We start from the raw sequence: 20,143 nt of genomic DNA, 5'->3' as shown, positions 1-20,143 counted from the left end.
GGGGACGTAGTATTGGCGCCTTCACCCGTCAGTTAGCGCGAGATTATGCGATTTTCACGACTTGTTACCGGATTAACCTGTGCGTTTATGCTGCAGGCACAAGCAGCCCCTGTTGAAGAATACATGCAGTATTTACCCGACGGCGCAAACCTGGCGCTGATGGTACAAAAAGTGGGCGCAACCACGCCGATAATCGACTATCACGGTAAACAGATGGCGCTTCCTGCCAGTACCATGAAGGTGATTACTGCGCTGGCGGCGCTGCTTGAGCTGGGCCCGGATTTTCGCTTTCAGACCACGCTGGAAACCAAAGGCGCCATAAGTAACGATACGCTTAACGGCGATCTTGTTGCGCGCTTTGGCGGCGATCCTACGCTTGGCCGTCAAGACCTGCGGAATATGGTGGCGCAGCTTAAAAAGCAGGGGATCACCCATATTAAAGGCAATCTGGTGATCGATACGTCGGTGTTCGCCAGCCACGATATGGCCCCCGGCTGGCCGTGGAACGATCTCACTCAGTGTTTCAGCGCCCCGCCCGCGGCCGCCATCGTGGATAAAAACTGTTTCTCTGTTTCGCTCTACAGCGCCAATACGCCGGGTGAAAATGCGTTCGTGCGTATAGCTTCTTACTATCCGGCGCACATGTTCAGTCAGGTGCGCACCCTGGGTCGTAACAGTGGTGAAGGCCAATATTGCGAGCTGGACGTGGTACCCGGTGAACTCAATCGCTATACGCTTACGGGCTGTATGCGCCAGCGTTCTGAGCCACTGCCGCTGGCGTTTGCGGTTCAGGACGGTGCGGCTTGGGCCGGTGAGATTCTGAAAGCTGAACTGCGCGCCGCGAACATTGATTACAGCGGCCACTTGATGAGACAAACGCAAGTCACGTCTCCGGCTACCGTGCTCGCCACAACGCAATCTGCGCCGCTGCAAACCTTGCTTCGCATGATGCTAAAGAAATCGGACAACATGATTGCCGATACTGTTTTCCGCACCATCGGCCACCACTATTTTAATGTACCTGGCACCTTCCGCGCCGGTTCTGACGCGGTGCGCCGCATCTTGCGAGAAAAAGCCGGCGTCGATATGGGCAACAGTATCCAGGTCGATGGCTCTGGGCTATCGCGTCATGATTTGATCTCCCCTGAAACCATGATGCAAGTGTTACAGTACATTGCCAAAAATGACGCTACGCTAAACTATATTTCTATGTTACCTCTGGCAGGCTACGACGGGACGCTGCAATACCGTGGTGGTCTGCACGAAGCCGGGCTGGATGGCAAAGTTTCCGCGAAAACCGGTTCACTGCAGGGCGTCTATAACCTTGCCGGTTTTATTACCACCGCAAGTGGATCGCGCGTTGCCTTTGTTCAATTCCTGTCAGGCTACGCCGTGCCGCCGGAAGATCAGAAAACGCGGCGCATTCCTCTGGTACGATTTGAGAGCCGACTCTATACGGACATTAATAAGAATTATTGATGAAATTATTGATCGTTGAAGATGATGCCCTGCTGCAATCCGGCCTGATGCAGGCGCTGACCGCACAAGGCTACGCCGTCGACTGCGCCAGCACCGCCGCCGAAAGCACCGCGCTGCTGCGCCACGGACAATATAGCCTGATTGTATTGGATCTTGGCCTGCCGGATCGCGACGGCGCTTCGCTGCTGCGCCAGTGGCGACGCGACGGTATGAATACTCCGGTATTAATTCTTACTGCGCGCGACGCGCTGGAGGATCGCGTTGAAGGGCTTGATGCGGGCGCTGACGATTACCTGGTGAAGCCGTTTGCCTTGGTCGAGCTTCAGGCGCGCGTTCGCGCCTTGATTCGCCGCTATCAAGGCCACAGTGATAATTTGGTACAGCAAGGCGATCTGACCCTCAATCTCAGTTCGCAGCAAGTCCTGCTGGAAAACAGACCGCTGGAAGTGACTCCCAAAGAGTTCGCGTTGCTAACACGTCTGTTAATGCGCGTGGGCCAGAACGTTCATCGGGAAACGCTGCAGCAGGATCTTTATAGCTGGAACGACGATCCCGGCTCCAATACGTTGGAAGTCCATATCCACAATCTGCGCCGTAAGCTGGGAAAGGATCGCATCAAAACCGTGCGCGGCGTTGGCTACCGTCTGGAAATACGTGAATGAACAGTATGCGTCAGCGACTACTGATCATGCTGGCGCTGATTCTTTTCACCTGCCAGGTGATGAGCGCCGTGTGGTTGTGGCACGAAAGCCGCGAACAGATCAGCTTTCTGGTGAATGAAACCTTGTCCGCGCAGGCGCGCAATGATCATGTGGAAGGGGAAATCCGCGAAGCCATTGCCTCGCTTTTACTGCCCTCTTTGGTAATGATTGCCCTGACGCTACTGCTCTCTTTCTGGGCGATCAACTGGATCATCCGCCCGCTGCGCCTTCTGCAGAACAGCCTCGCCCATCGCTCTGCCGACAACCTTACGCCACTGCCAATCTATTCCGAAATGGATGAAGTCGTGGCTGTTACCTCCTCAATTAATCAGCTTTTCTTGCGTCTTGATCATACGCTGCAGCAGGAGCGCCTGTTTACCGCCGATGCCGCGCACGAGCTACGCACGCCGCTCGCCGGATTACGGCTTCATCTGGAATTACTGCATCAGCAGCAGGTGCCGCAGAGTGCCATGCTGATTGAACGTATCGACCAGCTCATGCACACCGTAGAGCAGCTGCTCATGCTGTCGCGTGCAGGACAAGCGCTGGCGGGCGGTCACTATCAGCAGGTGCGATGGCAAAAGGACATTATGCATCCCCTGAAACCGGAGATGAGTGAGCTGTACCAACAGCGCCAGCAGCATTTACATTTGCCGCACGGTAATGACATTTCACAGCAGGGTGAAGCCATGCTGCTGCGTCTGATGCTGCGTAATCTGTTGGAGAACGCGTCACGTTACAGCCCGGAAGGCAGCGAAGTGACGATAAAATTGGCACAGGACGATCAGCACATCACGCTGGAGGTCTGGGATCAGGGGCCGGGAATCGACCCGGAAGCCGCCGAGGAGTTAACGCAGGCGTTTCGCCGTCGCGATCAGCGTTACGGCGGCAGCGGGCTGGGGCTGAATATTGTGCTGCGCATTGTGCAGATGCACCATGGCACCTTAACTTTAGTCAACCGCACTGACCGTAGCGGATTGATTGCTCGCTGCTGTTTACCCCAGCAGCTTATCGGCTAAGCGTCTGTTACAGGCTTATTTAACGCTGTAGAACAGATCGTCACTGCGCTTGCCGTTGACGAGTTACGCACGATGTCGCCGCTTCGGCCCTATAAAAAAGCGGCCCTCGGGCCGCTTTCTTGTCTGCGATTAACGCTGGTAGATAATTTCGACGCCTTCGTCGTCGTCCTCATCCCAGTCATCATCCCAGTCATCATCTTCTTCCACTTCCTGTGCGGTTTCCATGGCTTCACGGTGATAGTCATCCCACATGAAGGCCACTTTTTCTGGCTGCTGCGCTTCTTCCTCGGCCTCTTTCGGATTGGCAATGATGAAGTGCATCACATCCCAGCACAGTTCATTAACGCCATCACGGCTTGCCGCCGAAATCAGATAGTATTTGTCATCCCAGCCCAGCGCTTCGGCAATGGCTTTGGCGCGACTTTCCGCTTCTTCACGGCTTAGCAGGTCCGTTTTGTTAAACACTAACCAGCGCGGCTTCTGGTACAGCTTATCGCTGTATTTTTCCAGCTCACCCAGAATGATGCGGGCATTTTCAATCGGATCGGATTCATCGATTGGCGCGATATCAATCAGGTGTAGCAGTACGCGGCAACGTTCAAGGTGCTTCAGGAAGCGAATGCCGAGGCCGGCCCCTTCCGCTGCGCCTTCGATCAGACCTGGGATATCAGCGACCACAAAGCTCTTTTCACTGTCCATGCGCACCACGCCGAGGCTCGGAACCAGGGTGGTAAACGGATAGTCAGCGACCTTTGGCTTGGCAGCGGATACGGCGCGAATAAACGTTGATTTACCGGCATTTGGCAGACCGAGCATGCCCACATCTGCCAGCAGCATCAGTTCCAGCAGCAAATCACGTTTCTCACCGGGCGTACCCATGGTTTTCTGACGCGGCGTACGGTTAACCGACGATTTAAAACGGGTGTTGCCAAGGCCGTGCCAGCCGCCTTTGGCGACCATCAGCTTCTGCTCATGGCGCGTCATGTCGCCCAGCGTCTCGCCAGTGCCTTGATCAATCACACGCGTGCCCACCGGCACTTTAATGATGATGTCTTTGCCACGCTTGCCGGTGCAATCACGACTCTGGCCATTCTGGCCACGCTCGGCGCGGAAAGATTTTTCAAAGCGGTAGTCGATCAGGGTATTCAGGTTTTCATCCGCCAGCAGATAGACGTCACCGCCGTCACCGCCATCACCGCCGTCCGGGCCCCCTTTGGGGATATATTTTTCACGACGGAAGCTTACGCAGCCATTACCGCCATCACCGGCGACCGCAAGGATCGTCGCTTCATCAACAAACTTCATTTTTTTTCTCCGTCACACTGTCGTTCACAGCAGCAGGCGCTGCAAACGGGTCCGCCAGGGTCTTCTGCGCTGACCGGCGGCGGATAATGCTAAATTAGCTAAGCAATGCGTACATAAAGTGTACAACAGCGATGCAGTAACGTCGCAGCGAATCGCTGTATCGTGCTGCAGAATGTAAAAAGCCCCGCAAAGCTGCGGGGCCTTCCATTCGTATGTTCAGACGCAAAGCGTCTGAGGAACGACAACCTTACTCAGCAACGATGCTGATGTACTTACGGTTGTTCGGACCTTTAACTTCGAATTTAACTTTGCCATCTGCGGTAGCAAACAGGGTGTGGTCACGACCACAGCCTACGTTGGTACCGGCATGGAACTTGGTGCCGCGCTGACGAACGATGATGCTACCTGCCAGAACAGATTCACCACCAAAACGCTTAACACCCAGACGTTTTGCGTTGGAGTCGCGACCGTTACGAGTCGAGCCACCAGCCTTTTTATGTGCCATTTGTCAGATCTCCTCTTACGCGCTGATCGCAGTGATTTTCACATCAGTGAACCACTGACGGTGACCAGCTTGCTTACGGTAGTGTTTACGACGACGAAACTTAACGATTTTAATTTTCTCGCCACGACCGTGAGCAACAACTTCTGCCTTGATCACACCGCCTGAAACCAGTGGCGCGCCGATTTTCACGTCTTCGCCATTAGCGATCATCAGAACCTGGTCGAACTCAATGCTTTCGCCGGTTGCGATGTCCAGCTTTTCCAGGCGAACGGTCTGACCTTCGCTTACTCGGTGTTGTTTACCACCACTTTGGAAAACCGCGTACATATAAAACTCCGCTTCTGCGCATGCCTTTCTTGATCATCAGGCGGCGCGATAAATATTCATAATAGGGCGCGAATATTACGCAAATCTCCAACAGAAGACAAGAGCACTTTGCACTCTCTTGCAGAAAAAAAGCGCAGAACGCATGCAAACGTTTCTCAACCCAATTTTTCAAGTACAATCAGTAACAGATTACCTGAACTCACGCTGGGTAAAAGCGCTTAGCATGCAAAAAACGAGTCAAAGCTGAACAGACGAATGAACCTAGAACAGATTAACGAATTAACCGCGCAAGACATGGCGGCCGTCAACCAGACCATCCTCGACCAGCTGAATTCAGATGTCTCCCTGATTAACCAGTTGGGTTACTACATCATCAGCGGTGGAGGCAAACGCATTCGTCCCATGATTGCTGTGCTGTCGGCACGTGCGCTGAACTATCAAGGATCGCTGCATATCACCAACGCGGCGCTGATCGAATTTATCCACACCGCCACGCTCTTGCATGATGATGTGGTGGATGAATCCGATATGCGCCGTGGAAAAGCCACCGCCAATGCGGCGTTTGGTAATGCGGCCAGCGTGCTGGTGGGTGATTTTATTTACACCCGTGCATTCCAGATGATGACCAGCATGGGATCCTTGAAGATCCTCGCGCTGATGTCGGAAGCCGTGAATGTGATCGCGGAAGGCGAAGTGTTGCAGTTAATGAATTGCAACGATCCGGATATCACCGAAGAGAGCTATATGCGGGTGATTTACAGCAAAACCGCACGCCTGTTTGAGGCCGCTTCGCAGGCCTCCGCTATTTTGGCAGACGCCTCGCCCGCCCAAGAAAAGGCGCTGCAGGATTACGGACGTTATCTGGGTACCGCTTTCCAGTTAATTGACGACCTGCTGGACTACAGTGCAGATGGCCAAACGCTGGGTAAAAACACCGGCGATGACCTGAGTGAAGGAAAGCCCACGCTGCCGCTTTTGCATGCCATGCACAACGGTACGCCTGAACAGGCCGCAATGATACGTAGCGCCATTCAAGAGGGCAATGGGCGGCATCTGCTGACTCCCGTCCTTGCCGCCATGGAGCAAACCGGATCGCTGGCCTGGACGCGTCAACGTGCAGAAGAAGAGGCGGATAAAGCCATCTCTGCCCTGCAAGCCCTGCCTGAATCGCCCTGGCGCAGCGCGCTCGAAGCGCTGGCGCACATGTCGGTGCAGCGCGACTTCTGATGGATACCGTAACGGGGCCTTCCGGCCTCGTTAGCCTCTCTCCCCTTTCGTCTTTTCCCGTCTTAGCACTGCTTGCATAACTTTTGCGAAATGATACGCAAAAATGCGTCACCACAAAACAATTACTGGAAACTTATGGAAGTTATTTGCTATAAACCTTCTGTTTTTTCCAATTAACACAGCCCGGCAGTCGCCCCGGCGCAGACGCAATAACACAGACAAGGAGAGCACGTGTTAGACGAGAGAAAGCAAGATTGGCATACCGCAGATATTATTGCCGCACTACGTAAAAGAGGAACAACGCTGGCAGCACTCTCGCGCAAATCGGGCCTGAGTTCTTCCACGTTGGCCAACGCTCTGTCCCGCCCGTGGCCCAAAGGCGAGTGGCTTATTGCCAATGCGATCAATGTGCATCCGTCGGAGATCTGGCCAAGCCGCTACTACGATCCCGTGACGCAGACGTTACTGGATCGCAAAAGGCGCATTCGATCGGGCAACGATCGCCGCAAGCTTTAAAGATCGAAAAAAAAACCAGCCGCGTCGCCGGGGCTGGTTTTTGCTGCATAAACGTGCCGGTTATTCGCCGCTTACGCGCTCAATATTTGCACCCATCGCTCTGAGCTTATCTTCAATGTGCTCGTAACCGCGATCGATATGGTAAATACGATCAACCAGCGTGGTCCCTTCTGCAATACAGCCGGCCAGCACCAGACTTGCGGACGCGCGCAAGTCCGTTGCCATGACCTGCGCGCCGGAAAGCTGTTCGGTGCCGTAACAAATCGCCGTATTACTCTCGATTTCCGCGTGCGCGCCCATGCGAATCAGCTCAGGGATATGCATAAAACGGTTTTCAAAGATGGTTTCCGTAATTACGCCAGTGCCCTCTGCCAGCAGATTCAGCAGCGTGAACTGTGCTTGCATATCGGTAGGGAAGCCCGGATGTGGCGCGGTACGCACGTTGACCGCCTTGGGGCGCTTGCCGTGCATATCAAGGCTGATCCAGTCGTCGCCGATTTCAATGTCTGCCCCTGCGTCACGCAGTTTTGCGAGTACCGCATCCAGCGTATCAGGCTGGGTATTACGGCACAGCACCTTACCGCGTGAGATCGCCGCGGCGACCAGGAAGGTGCCAGTTTCGATGCGATCCGGCAATACGCGGTGCACACCGCCACCCAGACGTTCAACGCCTTCAATGGTGATCTTGTCTGTCCCCGCACCGCTGATTTTTGCACCCAGCGTATTGAGGAAATTCGCGGTATCCACAATTTCTGGCTCGCGCGCGGCGTTTTCAATAATGGTGGTGCCGGTGGCCAGGGTAGCGGCACTCATGATCGTCACGGTTGCGCCAACGCTAACCTTGTCCATCACGATGTGCGCCCCTTTAAGACGCCCGTTCACCGACGCTTTCACATAGCCTTCTTCGAGCTTAATCTCGGCGCCGAGCTGCTCAAGGCCGGTGATGTGCAGATCAACCGGACGCGCCCCGATCGCGCACCCGCCAGGCAGGGAGACCTGGCCTTGGCCAAAACGCGCCACCAGCGGACCCAGCGCCCAGATAGACGCGCGCATGGTTTTTACCAGATCGTAAGGCGCACTGAAGACGTTAACTTCGCGCGCATCCACATGAACCGAACCATTACGCTCAACGCGGGCGCCCAGCAAATTGAGCAGCTTGATGGTGGTATCGATATCACGCAGCTTTGGCACATTCTGAATTTCTACTGGCTCTTCAGCCAACAGCGCAGCAAACAGAATGGGCAGTGCAGCATTCTTTGCCCCGGAGATGGTCACTTCACCGCTGAGGCGAGTGGGGCCTTGCACACGAAATTTGTCCATTAACACGGCTCTCAATTATGAATCAAAAAACGGCCTGTCAGGCGCTTAAAAACCGTTGAGTTTACGGTCGCGCGCCCATTCGGCGGGGGTGTAAGTTTTAATGGAAACCGCGTGAATGCGGTTATCCGCAATGTATTCCATCAGCGGCGCGTATACAGCCTGCTGTTTTTTAACGCGGCTCAGTTCGCCGAACATGTCACCCACGGCGATCACCTGAAAATGGCTACCGTCGTTGCTGATGACGTGGACTTCTTCGAGTGGCAACGCCTGCATGAGTACCGCTTGAACTTCACTATTTTCCATTGCTCGTCACTTCACTTGATAATAATAAGGCGGATATCTTAGAGGAAAGCGCCTGACTCTTAAATATGCAAAAGCCCCTGAATCAATCAGGGGCTTTCAGATGGCTTCCTGCGATCAGGCGCTTTTTTCAGCAGAAACAATAATCTGCTGGAGGTTATACAGTGTGATCAACGAGTGCAGTTTGTCAGTGACGCCGCTGAATAGCGGCGTGTGTCCTTGAGCGCGAGCAATCTCACGCAGATGCACCAGCAGCGCCAAGCCTGATGTGTCAACGCGTTCAAGCGCAGAAACATCAATAGTCGCCACTTCCGCCATGACCGTTTCCCGCTGCTCCCATAATAACCGCAGCGTATCGCGATCCAGCTTGCCGCTGAGCGTTAGCGTGCCGGCCGTTCGCTGCCAGCGTAACGGTTCACTCATTATTGCTGTTTATCCAGAGAAATGGGCTGGGCGGCATAGGTTTTAAGCTGGGCCGTCAAGCCATCAATGCCTTTGGTGCGCAGCAGATCGCTCCACTCATTCTGCTTGGTGGTGATCATACTGATCCCTTCAGCGATCATGTCATACGCCTGCCAGTTACCAGTTTGGGTATTTTTACGCCACTGGAAGTCGAGGCGAACCGGCGGACGGCCATTGGGATCCACAATCGTGACGCGAATGGCAACGATTTTGGCATCACCCAGCGGCTGCGCCGGCTGAATTTGGTATGTTTGGCCGTGGTAAAGTGCCAGCGCCTGACCATAGGCTTGCGCAAGGTAATCACCAAAGGCGCTAAAGTAGGCTTCACGCTGTGCTGGCGTGGCATCGCGATAATAACGGCCTAAAACTAAGGCGCCAGCATATTTGATCTGCACGTACGGCAGCAGTTCCTGGCGCACGATTTGACGCAGATAGTTAGGATCTTGCTTGATTTTTGGTTGCTCATTTTTCAGGCGCGTGAAGGTTTTTTCCGCCGCCTCGTTCATGAGCTTATACGGATCGCTTTGGTCAGCCGCGTTAGCCGCCAGCGGTACAATCGCCAGCATGGCAACCATCAGTAAGCGTTTAAACATCGTGTTTTACCTCTCTGAGTTATTCCGTTGCAGCAGGGGCAGGCGCGCTCTCGGCACCCTGTTTCTGAGCGTCGTTTTTGTTGTCGCCGCTCTTGTAAAGGAACTGTCCAATGAGATCCTCCAGCACCAGCGCCGATTTGGTGTCGCGCAGCGTTCCGCCATCTTTCAACATAGCGGAGCCCAGCTCAGGATCGTCAAAGCCTAAATTCAACGCCAAAAACTGTTCGCCGAGCAGGCCTTGCGTACGTATGGCCAGCGAGCTGGTATCCGGAATTTTATCCGCGTACCGATCGCTGATCGCCATTGTGACACGCGGTGACAGCGTTTTCTCATCCAGCGAAATATCGGTGACGCGGCCAATAAGCACACCGCCAATTTTGACCGGCGAACTGATTTTTAACCCGCCGATATTGTCGAAGGTGGCGTACAGCTTCCAGGTGGGTTCGGTGCCGAGCGTTTTAAGATCGGCCACGCGCAGAGCAAGGAACAGCAGCGCAATCAACGCCGCCAGCATGAATACCCCTACCCAGATTTCGTTTTTCTTGCTTTGCATTGCATCAATTCCCAAACATCAGTGCTGTGAGCACAAAATCCAAACCGAGTACCGCCAGTGAAGCGTGCACGACAGTACGCGTCGTCGCACGGCTAATCCCTTCTGAAGTCGGCGTGGCGTCGTAGCCGTTGAAAAGCGCAATCCAGGTTACGGTCACGGCAAACACCGCACTCTTGATCACGCAGTTAAGCACGTCAGTGCGAAAATCCACGGCGTTCTGCATGGCGGACCAGAAAAAGCCAGAATCAATGCCTTTCCAGCCCACACCCACCAGCGCGCCGCCCGCCACACCTACCGCGGTAAAGATCAGCGCCAGCAATGGCATGCTAATAAAGCCGGCCCAAAAGCGCGGCGATACCACGCGACGTAAAGGATCAACCGCCATCATTTCCATGCTGGAGAGCTGCTCCGTGGCTTTCATCAAACCAATTTCGGCCGTGAGCGCCGAACCGGCGCGTCCGGCAAACAGCAGCGCCGTCACAACCGGTCCCAATTCACGCAGCAGCGAAAGGGCAACCAGCATGCCGAGACTGGTTTCCGCATTGTAGGTGGTAAGGACCAAATAGCCCTGCAAGCCTAGCACCATGCCAATGAACAGGCCGGAAACCACAATGATTAACAGTGAGAGTACGCCCACGCTGTAGAGCTGCTTAATAAGCAGCGGCGCATGTCGGCGGAACGCCGGTTTGCCTACCAGCGCATGAAACAACATAAGACCTGCGCGTCCAAAGGCGGCGCAGGTATTGATCCCCTGACGCCCCAGAGACGCCAGCGCGTTTAACAACATCAGCCTAGGTTCTCCCTGTACGGGTCAGATCGCTGAGATAATCCCCGGCGGCAAAGCGGAACGGCACGGGGCCGTCCGCATGACCCTCAATAAACTGGCGCACGCGCGGGTCGGGATTTTCCCGAAGCGCTGGCGCGCTACCTTGCGCAATAATTTTTTGTCCGGCAACAATATAGGCATGATCGGCAATGCTCAAGACCTCTGGCACGTCGTGTGAAACCACAATGCAGGTCACGCCCAACGAATGATTGAGCTCATCAATGAGTTTTACCAGTACGCCCATGGTAATGGGATCTTGGCCCACAAACGGCTCATCAAACATAATCAGGTCGGGCTCCAGCGCAATGGCGCGGGCGAGCGCAGCGCGGCGCGCCATGCCTCCCGACAATTCAGCTGGCATAAGTTTAGCTGCCCCGCGTAAACCCACCGCTTCCAGTTTCATCATCACGGTACTGTGCAGCAGCGCAGGCGGCAGTTGGGTATGCTCACGCAGCGGCCATGCCACGTTATCGAACACATTGAGATCGGTAAACAAGGCGCCTGACTGGAACAGCATGCTCATCTTTTTTCGCGCTTCGTATAACTTACCGCGGGAAAGCGTGGGAATATTCTGGTCACGAAACCAGATTTCACCTTTATCCGGCTGAAGCTGCCCGCCAATCAGGCGCAGCAGCGTGGTTTTGCCGATGCCGGAAGGGCCCATAATGGCCGTAACTTTACCTTCCGGTACGGTAAGAGAAATATCGTCGAAAATGGTGCGGTCTCCGCGCGTGAAGCTGACGCCACGAACCTCCACCAGATTCGTTTGTTGTTGAACCATTTCTACCTCTGTTTTGCGAATCGGGCGCGAATGACGTCGGGGATGGTAGCTCGTTAGCCCGCAATGCACGATAGTTTTACAGAAACTTACCCTGATGATGTGGCGAAAACGGCCTTAAAATTTACTTTTGCCGCTCAGACGTTCAAAATCAGCGCCTGTTTCGCGCGCGTAATGCTTTTCCCTGTCGGACAAGGTTCGCCGACACTCTATCCATCAAGGATTTTTCATGTTCGTAGCCACTGCCCTGCTGTTTATCGGATTGCTGTTACTGGCGTACGGTGCTGACCGTCTGGTATTCAGTGCCGCAATCCTGTGTCGATCTTTTGGTATTCCGCCATTGATCATCGGCATGACAGTGGTCAGCATCGGTACCTCGTTACCCGAACTGATCGTGTCGTTTTCGGCCGCACAGCATGGTCAGATGGATCTCGCCGTCGGCACCGCCTTGGGCTCGAACATCACCAACATACTCTTAATTTTGGGCAGCGCAGCGCTGCTGCATCCGCTCACGCTGCACTCCAATTTGATACGCCGCGAATTGCCGTTAATGCTGCTGATTTCACTGCTGAGCGGTATCATGCTGTTCGATAATCACCTTAGTCGGCTTGACGGCGTTGCGCTGCTTTTCATTGCGCTTACCTACCTGTTTGCAGTGATTCGCATCGCGCGGCGCGCGGAGCGTGACAACAACGATACGCTGACCCGTGAACAGCTGGCCGAACTGCCGCGCGATGAAACCGGCAATACCGTTGCCTTTCTCTGGCTGGCCGTCGCGCTGATTATTCTCCCTATGTCGACGCGTATGGTGATCGACAATGCCACCGTGTTTGCTGACTATTTTGGCGTCAGTGAGTTAGTGATGGGCCTGACGCTGATTTCCGTGGGGACCAGCCTGCCAGAGCTCGCCACGGTAGTGGCGGGCGCGCTTAAGGGGGAAGATGATATCGCCATTGGTAACCTGATTGGCGCGAATATCTTTAATTTAGCCATTGTGCTCGGCCTGCCCGCCCTGCTCCATCCCGGCAGTGTCGATCCGCACGCGTTTGCGCGCGATTACTGGGTGATGTTGGGCGTAAGTGTTTTATTCGCCCTGCTTTGCCTGTTACGCAAACGGCGTATTGGCCGGACGGCAGGCACGCTGCTCGTGAGCGGATTTATCCTGTGGGTGCTGTGGCTGTGGTTTAGCCCCGCATTTATCGCCAGTTATTAAGGACAGAGTAACCATGTCATCTCAGCAATCGGATTTCGATTATCAGCAGGCCGGAAAAGCGGTGCTGCGAATAGAGCGTGAAGGCCTGGAGCAGCTTGATCAGTACATTAACGCCGACTTCAGCCGGGCGTGCGAGACCATTCTCGCCTGCCGTGGGAAAGTGGTGGTAATGGGCATGGGTAAATCGGGACATATCGGCGCCAAGATGGCCGCGACATTTGCCAGTACCGGCACGCCGGCTTTCTTTGTGCATCCTGGAGAAGCGAGCCACGGCGATCTCGGCATGGTAAGCCGTGACGATGTGGTGATTGCCATCTCTAATAGCGGCGAGTCCAATGAGATCCTGGCGCTGATTCCGGTGTTGAAGCGCCAGCATATCACGCTCATTTGTCTCACGAGCCGACCCGAGAGCGCCATGGGACGCGCAGCCGATATTCACCTGTGCGTAAAAGTGCCGCAAGAGGCCTGCCCATTAGGACTGGCACCCACCTCTAGCACCACCGCGACGTTGGTGATGGGCGACGCGCTGGCTGTGGCGCTGTTGGAAGCGCGCGGCTTTACGCAGGAAGATTTTGCCTTATCCCACCCTGGCGGCGCGCTAGGCCGTAAGCTGCTGCTGCACGTCAGCGATATCATGCACAGCGGTGATGAGATTCCCCGCGTGAGCCGTGACGCGTCGTTGCGCGATGCGCTGCTGGAGATCACCCGTAAGAATCTTGGCCTGACGGTGATTGTAGATGATTCAATGAAAATTGAAGGCATTTTCACCGACGGTGACTTACGCCGCATTTTTGATATGGGCATCGATTTTCAAGCAGCAAAAATTCAGGACGTAATGACGCGTGGTGGCATTCGGGTTCGCCCAAATACGCTGGCAGTTGACGCGCTTAATCTTATGCAAAACAAAAACATTACTGCTTTACTGGTGGCCGATGACGAGCGCCTGCTGGGTGTGGTACATATGCATGACATGCTGCGCGCTGGCGTAGTCTGAACAGGAACGAAAAATGAGTGCTGATACAGCCATGGTTGACACCTGCTACGGCCCGGTCCACGCCGATGTGATGGCGCGCGCAGCCAGGATACGTCTGCTGATTTGTGACGTCGATGGCGTGATGTCGGACGGGTTAATCTACATGGGCAACAGCGGCGAAGAGCTGAAAGCGTTCAATGTACGTGACGGCTACGGCATCCGCTGTTTGCTGACCTCTGGCACCGAAGTCGCTATTATTACCGGCCGCAAAGCAAAATTGCTGGAAGATCGCTGTGAAACGCTGGGCATTACGCATCTTTACCAAGGGCAGTCAGATAAGCTTTTGGCCTGGCGCGAACTCTTGGATAAACTGTCTCTGTCTGCCGATCAGGTAGCCTATATTGGTGATGACTTGATTGACTGGCCGGTGATGGCGCAGTCTGGACTCAGCGTGGCCGTTGCCGATGCTCACCCCGTGTTACTGACGCGCGCGCATTATGTCACCCGCATCGCTGGCGGACGCGGCGCCGTTCGTGAGCTGTGCGATCTCATTTTGATCGCGCAGAATAAATTTGAGGATGCCAAAGGGCAATCAGTATGAGTAAGAGCAGGCGTTGGATAACGCTGATTCTGGGCTTGATCGCACTAGTGCTGATTGGCTGGAATCTCACCAACCAGGATGACACAAAGCTTCCTGTTAACACCAACGATCAGGAACCAACCTATACCAGCGAACAATCCAATACGGTGGTGTACAACCCAACGGGCGCGCTGGCCTATAAGCTTATCTCGGATAAAGTGACCTATTTTTCTGCCGAACAGGTAAGCTGGTTTGATCATCCGGTCATGACCACCTACGACGAAAACAAGGTACCGACATGGTCAGTGCGGGCCGATAAAGCGAAACTCACCAACGACCGTATGCTCTATTTGTACGGTAACGTTCAAGTGAATACGCTGACTCAAGATTCACAGCTTGAGCGCATTCTCACTGATAACGCTCAGGTCAATTTGGTCACACAAGATGTGACGTCTGACGATCAGGTCACCCTTTTTGGCCGCAGTTTCAATTCCACTGGCATGAAAATGCGCGGCAACTTACGGACAAAAAATGCTGAGCTGCTTGAAAAGGTCAAAACTTCCTATGAAATCCAAAATGAACAAAAACAGCCTTAAGTTGTTACTGGTAAGCGGCTTACTGGCGGCGAGCCTGCCTGCGTTAGCGCTCACGGGCGATTCCGATAAGCCGGTCAATATCGATTCGACCAATCAGGCGCTGGATCTGCAGGGCAACGTCGCCACGTTCACCGGCAACGTGATTGTCACGCAGGGATCGATCAAGATAACCGCAGACAAAGTCGTGGTTACGCGTCCAGGCGGCGACAGCAAAAAAACCATCGTTGACGCCTACGGTGCGCCCGCCACGTTCTATCAGATGCAGGACAGCGGCAAACCCGTAGAAGGCCATGCTTCTAAACTGCATTATGAACTGGCGAACGATTTCGTTGAGCTGACCGGTAACGCTTATATCCAGCAGTTGGACAGCAACATCAAAGGCGATCGCATCACCTATTTGGTGAAAGAGCAGAAAATGCAGGCGTATAGTCAAGGCGAAAGCAAGCGCGTGACCACGGTGCTGGTTCCATCGCAGTTGCAGGATAAAAACGGTTCATCTACGCCCTCCAAAAAGAGTAACTGATAGCTATGGCCACTTTAATCGCTGAAAACCTGGCAAAAGCCTACAAAGGTCGCCGCGTAGTTGAGGATGTGAGCCTGCAGGTCAAATCCGGTGAGATTGTCGGGCTGCTCGGTCCAAACGGGGCGGGTAAAACCACCACCTTTTACATGGTGGTAGGCATTGTGCCGCGCGATGCCGGGCGCATTGTTATTGATGAAGAAGACATCAGTATTCTGCCGCTGCACGCGCGCGCGCGTCGCGGAATCGGTTATTTACCGCAGGAAGCGTCTATTTTCCGCCGGTTGAGCGTGTACGACAACTTAATGGCTGTGCTGCAGGTGCGGGAAGATTTAACCGAAGAACAACGGCAAGACCGCGCCAATGAACTGATGGAAGAGTTTCACATTCAGCATCTGCGCGACAGCATGGGTCAAGCGCTGTCAGGTGGCGAACGCCGTCGCGTTGAGATTGCCCGCGCGCTGGCCGCCAACCCCAAATTTATTCTGCTGGATGAGCCTTTTGCGGGCGTCGACCCCATTTCGGTTATCGATATCAAAAAGATCATCGAACATCTGCGCGACAGCGGGCTTGGCGTCTTGATCACCGACCATAACGTGCGAGAAACCCTCGCGGTGTGTGAGCGCGCGTATATTGTGAGCCAAGGCCATTTGATCGCGCACGGCACGCCAGACGAAATACTGGCAGATGAGCAGGTTAAGCGGGTTTATTTGGGTGAAGAGTTCAGACTCTGATAAGGTGTTCCCACACCCGACGTTTGCTTAGGATACTCAAGCCGGATTATGAAGCAAGGTTTGCAACTCAGGTTCAGCCAACAGCTGGCGATGACGCCCCAGTTGCAGCAGGCAATCCGCTTGCTGCAACTCTCTACGCTTGAACTTCAGCAGGAACTCCAGCTGGCGCTGGAAAGCAATCCACTGCTTGAACAAACCGATCTGCATGACGAGATTGACACGCACGAAAATAAAGACAGTGATGCGTTAGACACGCGGGAAGCGCTTGAACAAAAAGAGATGCCCGATGAGCTGCCGCTCGATGCCACGTGGGATGAGATCTATACCGCAGGCACCCCTTCTGGCACCGGCACTGATTATCAGGACGACGAGCTGCCGATATATCAGGGTGAAACCACCCAGTCACTGCAGGATTACCTGATGTGGCAAGTGGAGCTCACGCCGTTCACCGACACCGACCGCGCTATCGCGACCTCGATCGTGGATGCCATTGACGAAACGGGCTACCTCACCGTCACGTTACAAGAGATTTGTGACAGTATTGGCGATGAAGCGTTAACGCTTGATGAAGTGGAAGCGGTGCTGAAGCGCGTGCAGCGCTTCGATCCGGTTGGCGTCGGCGCGCGCGATCTGCGTGACTGCCTGCTGGTACAGCTGTCGCAGTATGCCAGTGATGCCCCCATGCTGACTGAAGCACGCTTGATCGTCAGCGAACACCTCGATTTACTGGCCAACCACGATTTTCGCAGCCTGATGCGCGTGACGCGTCTCAAAGAAGATGTGCTCAAAGAGGCGATGCTGCTGATTCAGTCGCTTGACCCACGTCCCGGCCAGTCCGTGAACACCAGCGAACCGGAATATGTGATCCCGGATGTATTGGTGCGGAAGAATGGTAAGCGCTGGGCCGTTGAGCTTAATGCCGACAGTCTGCCTCGTTTGAAGATCAACCAGCACTACGCTGCCATGGGCGGGACAACGCGCAGCGACAGCGACAACCAGTTTATTCGCAGTAATTTACAAGAAGCCCGCTGGCTTATTAAAAGTTTGGAAAGCCGCAATGACACGCTGCTGAAAGTCACTCGCTGCATTGTCGAACAACAGCAGGCGTTTTTCGAACAGGGCGAAGAATTTATGCGTCCCATGGTGCTGGCGGATATCGCGCAAGCGGTGGATATGCATGAATCGACCATTTCACGCGTAACCACCCAAAAATATTTGCACAGTCCGCGTGGCATCTTTGAGCTGAAATATTTTTTCTCCAGCCACGTCAATACCGAAGGCGGAGGTGAAGCTTCCTCAACGGCGATACGCGCGCTGGTGAAAAAATTGATCTCTGCGGAAAATCCCGCAAAACCCTTGAGCGACAGCAAACTGACCTCCATGTTATCCGAACAGGGCATCATGGTGGCACGCCGCACCGTTGCTAAATATCGCGAGTCTTTGTCTATACCGCCCTCGAACCAGCGTAAACAGTTGGTTTGAACGAATGAAGAAGGAAGACCTATGCAGCTAAACCTTACCGGCCTTAATGTTGAAATCACCGAACCACTGCGTGAATTTGTAAATACCAAATTTGCCAAACTGGAACACTATTTTGATCGTATCAATCAGGTTTATATTGTTCTGAAGGTGGAAAAGGTCACGCAGATTGCGGAGGCAACACTGCACGTCAACGGCGGGGAGCTGCACGCCACATCGGAAGCGGAAGACATGTACGCGGCCATTGACGGGTTGATTGATAAACTGGCCCGTCAGCTGACCAAGCACAAAGATAAACTGAAAAAACACTAACCTTCACGCTTGCAGGGTGCCGACAGGATCGACACTTAGAGCATTAATGGGGCGGGCTTTCCGCCCCGTTTTGTCATCTGCGCAAGCGCCAAGGAGCATGCTCAATCAGGCGTTTCTGCTCAAGGGTATGCTCCGCGGCTCTGTGAACTCGCAAGTGAAACGATGATGAACAACGATCTAACACTGGAATTGAGCTCGGTCCTGGCACTGGACTGCACCCGCAGCGGCGTACACTGCCAAAGCAAAAAGCGCGCGCTGGAAATTATCAGTGAACTGGCTGCGAAGCAGCTGAATCTGCCCCACCAGATACTGTTTGATGCCATTCTGACCCGCGAACGCATGGGCAGTACCGGCATCGGAAATGGTATTGCTATTCCACACGGTAAATTGGAAGAGGATACCCTGCGCGCCGTGGGCGTCTTTATCAGCCTTGACCAGCCAATTGCATTTGATGCCGTCGATAATCAACCCGTTGATTTGCTGTTCGCGCTGCTCGTACCAGCCGATCAGTGTAAAACCCATTTGCACACGCTCTCGCTGGTGGCAAAACGCCTGGCCGATAAAACGGTGTGCCGACGCCTGCGCGCGGCCCAGAGCGACGAAGAGCTCTACGCCATCATCACAGACGCTCAGGAAGATCACGCTTAAGCATCAAACACTTTTACCGGCCCTGGTGCCGGTTTAAAACGGGAGAAATGGAATGGTGCTGATGATCGTTAGCGGTCGATCAGGCTCAGGAAAATCCGTTGCGCTGCGCGCCCTGGAAGATATGGGTTTCTACTGTGTCGATAATCTGCCGGTCGTGCTATTACCGGAGCTGGCGCATGCCTTAACCGAGCGAAACATCTCGGCAGCGGTCAGCATTGATGTGCGTAACATGCCGGAATCGCCGGAAATTTTTGAAAACGCACTGAATAATTTGCCTGACTCCTTTTCACCGCAGCTGCTGTTTCTTGATGCCGATCGCAACACCTTGATTCGCCGCTACAGCGATACGCGTCGCCTGCACCCGCTCTCCAGCAAAAATTTGTCGCTGGAAAGCGCCATTGATGAAGAGAACGATCTGCTGGAACCCCTGCGTTCACGTGCCGATCTGATCATCGATACCTCGGAGATGTCGGTGCATGAACTGGCCGAGATGCTGCGCACGCGCCTGCTGGGTAAGCGTGAGCGCGAGCTTACCATGGTGTTTGAGTCCTTTGGCTTTAAGCACGGTATTCCGATTGACGCTGATTACGTGTTTGACGTGCGTTTTCTGCCAAACCCGCACTGGGATCCCAAGTTGCGCCCGATGACCGGTCTGGATCGCCCGGTTGCCGCTTTCCTCGATCGCCATACTGAAGTGCATAATTTCATCTACCAGACGCGCAGCTACCTGGAACTGTGGTTGCCTATGCTGGAAACGAACAACCGCAGTTACCTCACGGTCGCGATTGGTTGCACGGGCGGTAAACACCGTTCCGTTTACATTGCCGAGCAGTTAGCGGATTACTTCCGCTCTCGTGGAAAAAACGTACAGTCTCGCCATCGCACGCTGGAAAAACGCAAATCATGACTGTGAAACAAACCGTAGAGATCCGCAATAAATTAGGGATGCACGCGCGCCCTGCGATGAAGCTGTTTGAATTGGTGCAAAGCTTTGACGCAGAGGTATTGTTACGCAACGAAGCCGGTACAGAAGCGGAAGCCAGCAGCGTAATTGCTCTGCTGATGCTCGACTCCGCGAAAGGCGGGCATATCGAAATTGAGGCCAGCGGCCCGCAGGAAGCGCAGGCGCTGGCCGCCGTCATTGAGCTGTTTGAAGCCGGTTTTGACGAAGATTAGG

26 protein-coding genes are annotated in these 20,143 nt (G+C 54.2%); 16 read left to right on the top strand and 10 right to left on the bottom strand.

Features of this window, described 5'->3' with window-relative positions:
- Window positions 1–45 precede the first annotated feature (45 nt).
- Genes dacB through pmrB form a run of 3 tightly spaced genes read left to right on the top strand, consistent with a single transcriptional unit; the run spans window position 46 to window position 3,199 of the window.
- Window positions 46–1,479: a serine-type D-Ala-D-Ala carboxypeptidase gene (gene dacB, locus LU196_RS10060; RefSeq protein WP_232759157.1), complete on the top strand. Its 1,434-nt coding sequence runs from the start codon at window positions 46–48 to the stop codon at window positions 1,477–1,479.
- Entirely contained in the window at window positions 1,479–2,141 is a 663-nt protein-coding gene (pmrA, locus tag LU196_RS10055) for a two-component system response regulator PmrA (protein ID WP_232759156.1), read from the top strand. The genes dacB and pmrA overlap by 1 nt, the downstream gene beginning before the upstream one ends.
- The gene (gene pmrB / locus LU196_RS10050) at window positions 2,138–3,199 is read left to right on the top strand and encodes a two-component system sensor histidine kinase PmrB (protein ID WP_232759155.1); all 1,062 of its coding nucleotides are present in this window, start codon (window positions 2,138–2,140) and stop codon (window positions 3,197–3,199) included. Before pmrA ends, pmrB begins: the two co-directional genes overlap by 4 nt.
- Window positions 3,200–3,328: 129 nt before the next feature.
- On the opposite strand, the gene cgtA is transcribed toward pmrB, so the two are convergent.
- The 3 genes from cgtA to rplU all read right to left on the bottom strand — a co-directional run bounded on the left by cgtA (window position 3,329) and on the right by rplU (window position 5,336).
- Window positions 3,329–4,504, bottom strand: coding sequence for an Obg family GTPase CgtA (gene cgtA, locus LU196_RS10045; RefSeq protein ID WP_232759154.1), 1,176 nt, complete (start codon window positions 4,502–4,504; stop codon window positions 3,329–3,331).
- A 247-nt stretch (window positions 4,505–4,751) separates the two neighbouring features.
- Window positions 4,752–5,009, bottom strand: coding sequence for a 50S ribosomal protein L27 (gene rpmA / locus LU196_RS10040; RefSeq protein WP_017349604.1), 258 nt, complete (start codon window positions 5,007–5,009; stop codon window positions 4,752–4,754).
- A 15-nt stretch (window positions 5,010–5,024) separates the two neighbouring features.
- Complete coding sequence (gene rplU / locus LU196_RS10035; RefSeq protein ID WP_232759153.1) at window positions 5,025–5,336, bottom strand: 50S ribosomal protein L21; 312 nt, start codon at window positions 5,334–5,336, stop codon at window positions 5,025–5,027.
- Between the two features lie 255 nt (window positions 5,337–5,591).
- Here rplU and ispB point away from each other — a divergent pair, with 255 nt between their 5' ends.
- Window positions 5,592–6,563 carry an octaprenyl diphosphate synthase gene (ispB, locus tag LU196_RS10030; protein ID WP_232759152.1) on the top strand — a complete coding sequence of 324 codons (972 nt, stop codon included), beginning with the start codon at window positions 5,592–5,594 and terminating at the stop codon, window positions 6,561–6,563.
- A 231-nt stretch (window positions 6,564–6,794) separates the two neighbouring features.
- Window positions 6,795–7,079, top strand: a complete 285-nt coding sequence (locus LU196_RS10025; RefSeq protein WP_232759151.1) for a helix-turn-helix transcriptional regulator — start codon at window positions 6,795–6,797, stop codon at window positions 7,077–7,079.
- 60 nt (window positions 7,080–7,139) lie between these two features.
- Here the strand turns inward: LU196_RS10025 and murA are convergent, their stop codons facing one another.
- The 7 genes from murA to mlaF form a co-directional block, all read right to left on the bottom strand.
- Window positions 7,140–8,399, bottom strand: coding sequence for a UDP-N-acetylglucosamine 1-carboxyvinyltransferase (gene murA / locus LU196_RS10020; protein WP_232759150.1), 1,260 nt, complete (start codon window positions 8,397–8,399; stop codon window positions 7,140–7,142).
- 45 nt (window positions 8,400–8,444) lie between these two features.
- Window positions 8,445–8,702, bottom strand: a complete 258-nt coding sequence (ibaG, locus tag LU196_RS10015; protein ID WP_232759149.1) for a BolA family iron metabolism protein IbaG — start codon at window positions 8,700–8,702, stop codon at window positions 8,445–8,447.
- A gap of 114 nt (window positions 8,703–8,816) precedes the next feature.
- The gene (mlaB, locus tag LU196_RS10010) at window positions 8,817–9,122 is read right to left on the bottom strand and encodes a lipid asymmetry maintenance protein MlaB (protein WP_232759148.1); all 306 of its coding nucleotides are present in this window, start codon (window positions 9,120–9,122) and stop codon (window positions 8,817–8,819) included.
- A complete protein-coding gene (mlaC, locus tag LU196_RS10005) occupies window positions 9,122–9,754 on the bottom strand; it encodes a phospholipid-binding protein MlaC (RefSeq protein ID WP_232759147.1) in 633 nt (210 codons plus the stop codon). The genes mlaB and mlaC overlap by 1 nt, the downstream gene beginning before the upstream one ends.
- 19 nt (window positions 9,755–9,773) lie before the next feature.
- Window positions 9,774–10,307, bottom strand: a complete 534-nt coding sequence (gene mlaD, locus LU196_RS10000; RefSeq protein ID WP_232759146.1) for an outer membrane lipid asymmetry maintenance protein MlaD — start codon at window positions 10,305–10,307, stop codon at window positions 9,774–9,776.
- A gap of 4 nt (window positions 10,308–10,311) precedes the next feature.
- Window positions 10,312–11,094 carry a lipid asymmetry maintenance ABC transporter permease subunit MlaE gene (gene mlaE, locus LU196_RS09995; protein WP_232759145.1) on the bottom strand — a complete coding sequence of 261 codons (783 nt, stop codon included), beginning with the start codon at window positions 11,092–11,094 and terminating at the stop codon, window positions 10,312–10,314.
- Between the two features lie 4 nt (window positions 11,095–11,098).
- Window positions 11,099–11,914, bottom strand: coding sequence for a phospholipid ABC transporter ATP-binding protein MlaF (mlaF, locus tag LU196_RS09990; protein WP_232759144.1), 816 nt, complete (start codon window positions 11,912–11,914; stop codon window positions 11,099–11,101).
- A 226-nt stretch (window positions 11,915–12,140) separates the two neighbouring features.
- On the opposite strand from mlaF, the gene LU196_RS09985 reads away from it, so the two are divergent.
- The 11 genes from LU196_RS09985 to npr all read left to right on the top strand — a co-directional run bounded on the left by LU196_RS09985 (window position 12,141) and on the right by npr (window position 20,142).
- Window positions 12,141–13,124 (top strand): calcium/sodium antiporter, encoded by a 984-nt coding sequence (locus tag LU196_RS09985; RefSeq protein WP_232759143.1) that lies wholly within the window; start codon window positions 12,141–12,143, stop codon window positions 13,122–13,124.
- A gap of 13 nt (window positions 13,125–13,137) precedes the next feature.
- A complete protein-coding gene (gene kdsD, locus LU196_RS09980; RefSeq protein ID WP_232759142.1) occupies window positions 13,138–14,118 on the top strand; it encodes an arabinose-5-phosphate isomerase KdsD in 981 nt (326 codons plus the stop codon).
- Window positions 14,119–14,131: 13 nt separating this feature from the next.
- A complete protein-coding gene (gene kdsC / locus LU196_RS09975; RefSeq protein ID WP_232759141.1) occupies window positions 14,132–14,698 on the top strand; it encodes a 3-deoxy-manno-octulosonate-8-phosphatase KdsC in 567 nt (188 codons plus the stop codon).
- Window positions 14,695–15,273, top strand: a complete 579-nt coding sequence (gene lptC, locus LU196_RS09970) for an LPS export ABC transporter periplasmic protein LptC (protein WP_232759140.1) — start codon at window positions 14,695–14,697, stop codon at window positions 15,271–15,273. Before kdsC ends, lptC begins: the two co-directional genes overlap by 4 nt.
- Window positions 15,242–15,796 carry a lipopolysaccharide ABC transporter substrate-binding protein LptA gene (gene lptA, locus LU196_RS09965; RefSeq protein WP_232759139.1) on the top strand — a complete coding sequence of 185 codons (555 nt, stop codon included), beginning with the start codon at window positions 15,242–15,244 and terminating at the stop codon, window positions 15,794–15,796. The genes lptC and lptA overlap by 32 nt, the downstream gene beginning before the upstream one ends.
- Window positions 15,797–15,801: 5 nt before the next feature.
- The gene (lptB, locus tag LU196_RS09960; protein WP_232759138.1) at window positions 15,802–16,527 is read left to right on the top strand and encodes an LPS export ABC transporter ATP-binding protein; all 726 of its coding nucleotides are present in this window, start codon (window positions 15,802–15,804) and stop codon (window positions 16,525–16,527) included.
- Window positions 16,528–16,575: 48 nt separating this feature from the next.
- The gene (rpoN, locus tag LU196_RS09955; RefSeq protein ID WP_232759137.1) at window positions 16,576–18,009 is read left to right on the top strand and encodes an RNA polymerase factor sigma-54; all 1,434 of its coding nucleotides are present in this window, start codon (window positions 16,576–16,578) and stop codon (window positions 18,007–18,009) included.
- A 21-nt stretch (window positions 18,010–18,030) separates the two neighbouring features.
- Window positions 18,031–18,318, top strand: a complete 288-nt coding sequence (gene hpf, locus LU196_RS09950; protein WP_232759136.1) for a ribosome hibernation promoting factor — start codon at window positions 18,031–18,033, stop codon at window positions 18,316–18,318.
- A 165-nt stretch (window positions 18,319–18,483) separates the two neighbouring features.
- The gene (gene ptsN, locus LU196_RS09945; protein WP_232759399.1) at window positions 18,484–18,966 is read left to right on the top strand and encodes a PTS IIA-like nitrogen regulatory protein PtsN; all 483 of its coding nucleotides are present in this window, start codon (window positions 18,484–18,486) and stop codon (window positions 18,964–18,966) included.
- A gap of 52 nt (window positions 18,967–19,018) precedes the next feature.
- Window positions 19,019–19,873: an RNase adapter RapZ gene (gene rapZ, locus LU196_RS09940; protein WP_232759135.1), complete on the top strand. Its 855-nt coding sequence runs from the start codon at window positions 19,019–19,021 to the stop codon at window positions 19,871–19,873.
- Window positions 19,870–20,142, top strand: a complete 273-nt coding sequence (npr, locus tag LU196_RS09935) for a PTS phosphocarrier protein NPr (RefSeq protein WP_232759134.1) — start codon at window positions 19,870–19,872, stop codon at window positions 20,140–20,142. Before rapZ ends, npr begins: the two co-directional genes overlap by 4 nt.
- The last annotated feature ends 1 nt before the right edge of the window (window position 20,143 follow it).

Origin of the sequence: Pantoea sp. Mb-10 (genome assembly GCF_021272205.1) — a bacterium.
Taxonomy (GTDB): domain Bacteria; phylum Pseudomonadota; class Gammaproteobacteria; order Enterobacterales; family Enterobacteriaceae; genus Pantoea.
The sequence above is the reverse complement of the archived record's forward strand: the minus strand, read 5'-3'. Positions and strand labels throughout refer to the sequence as shown.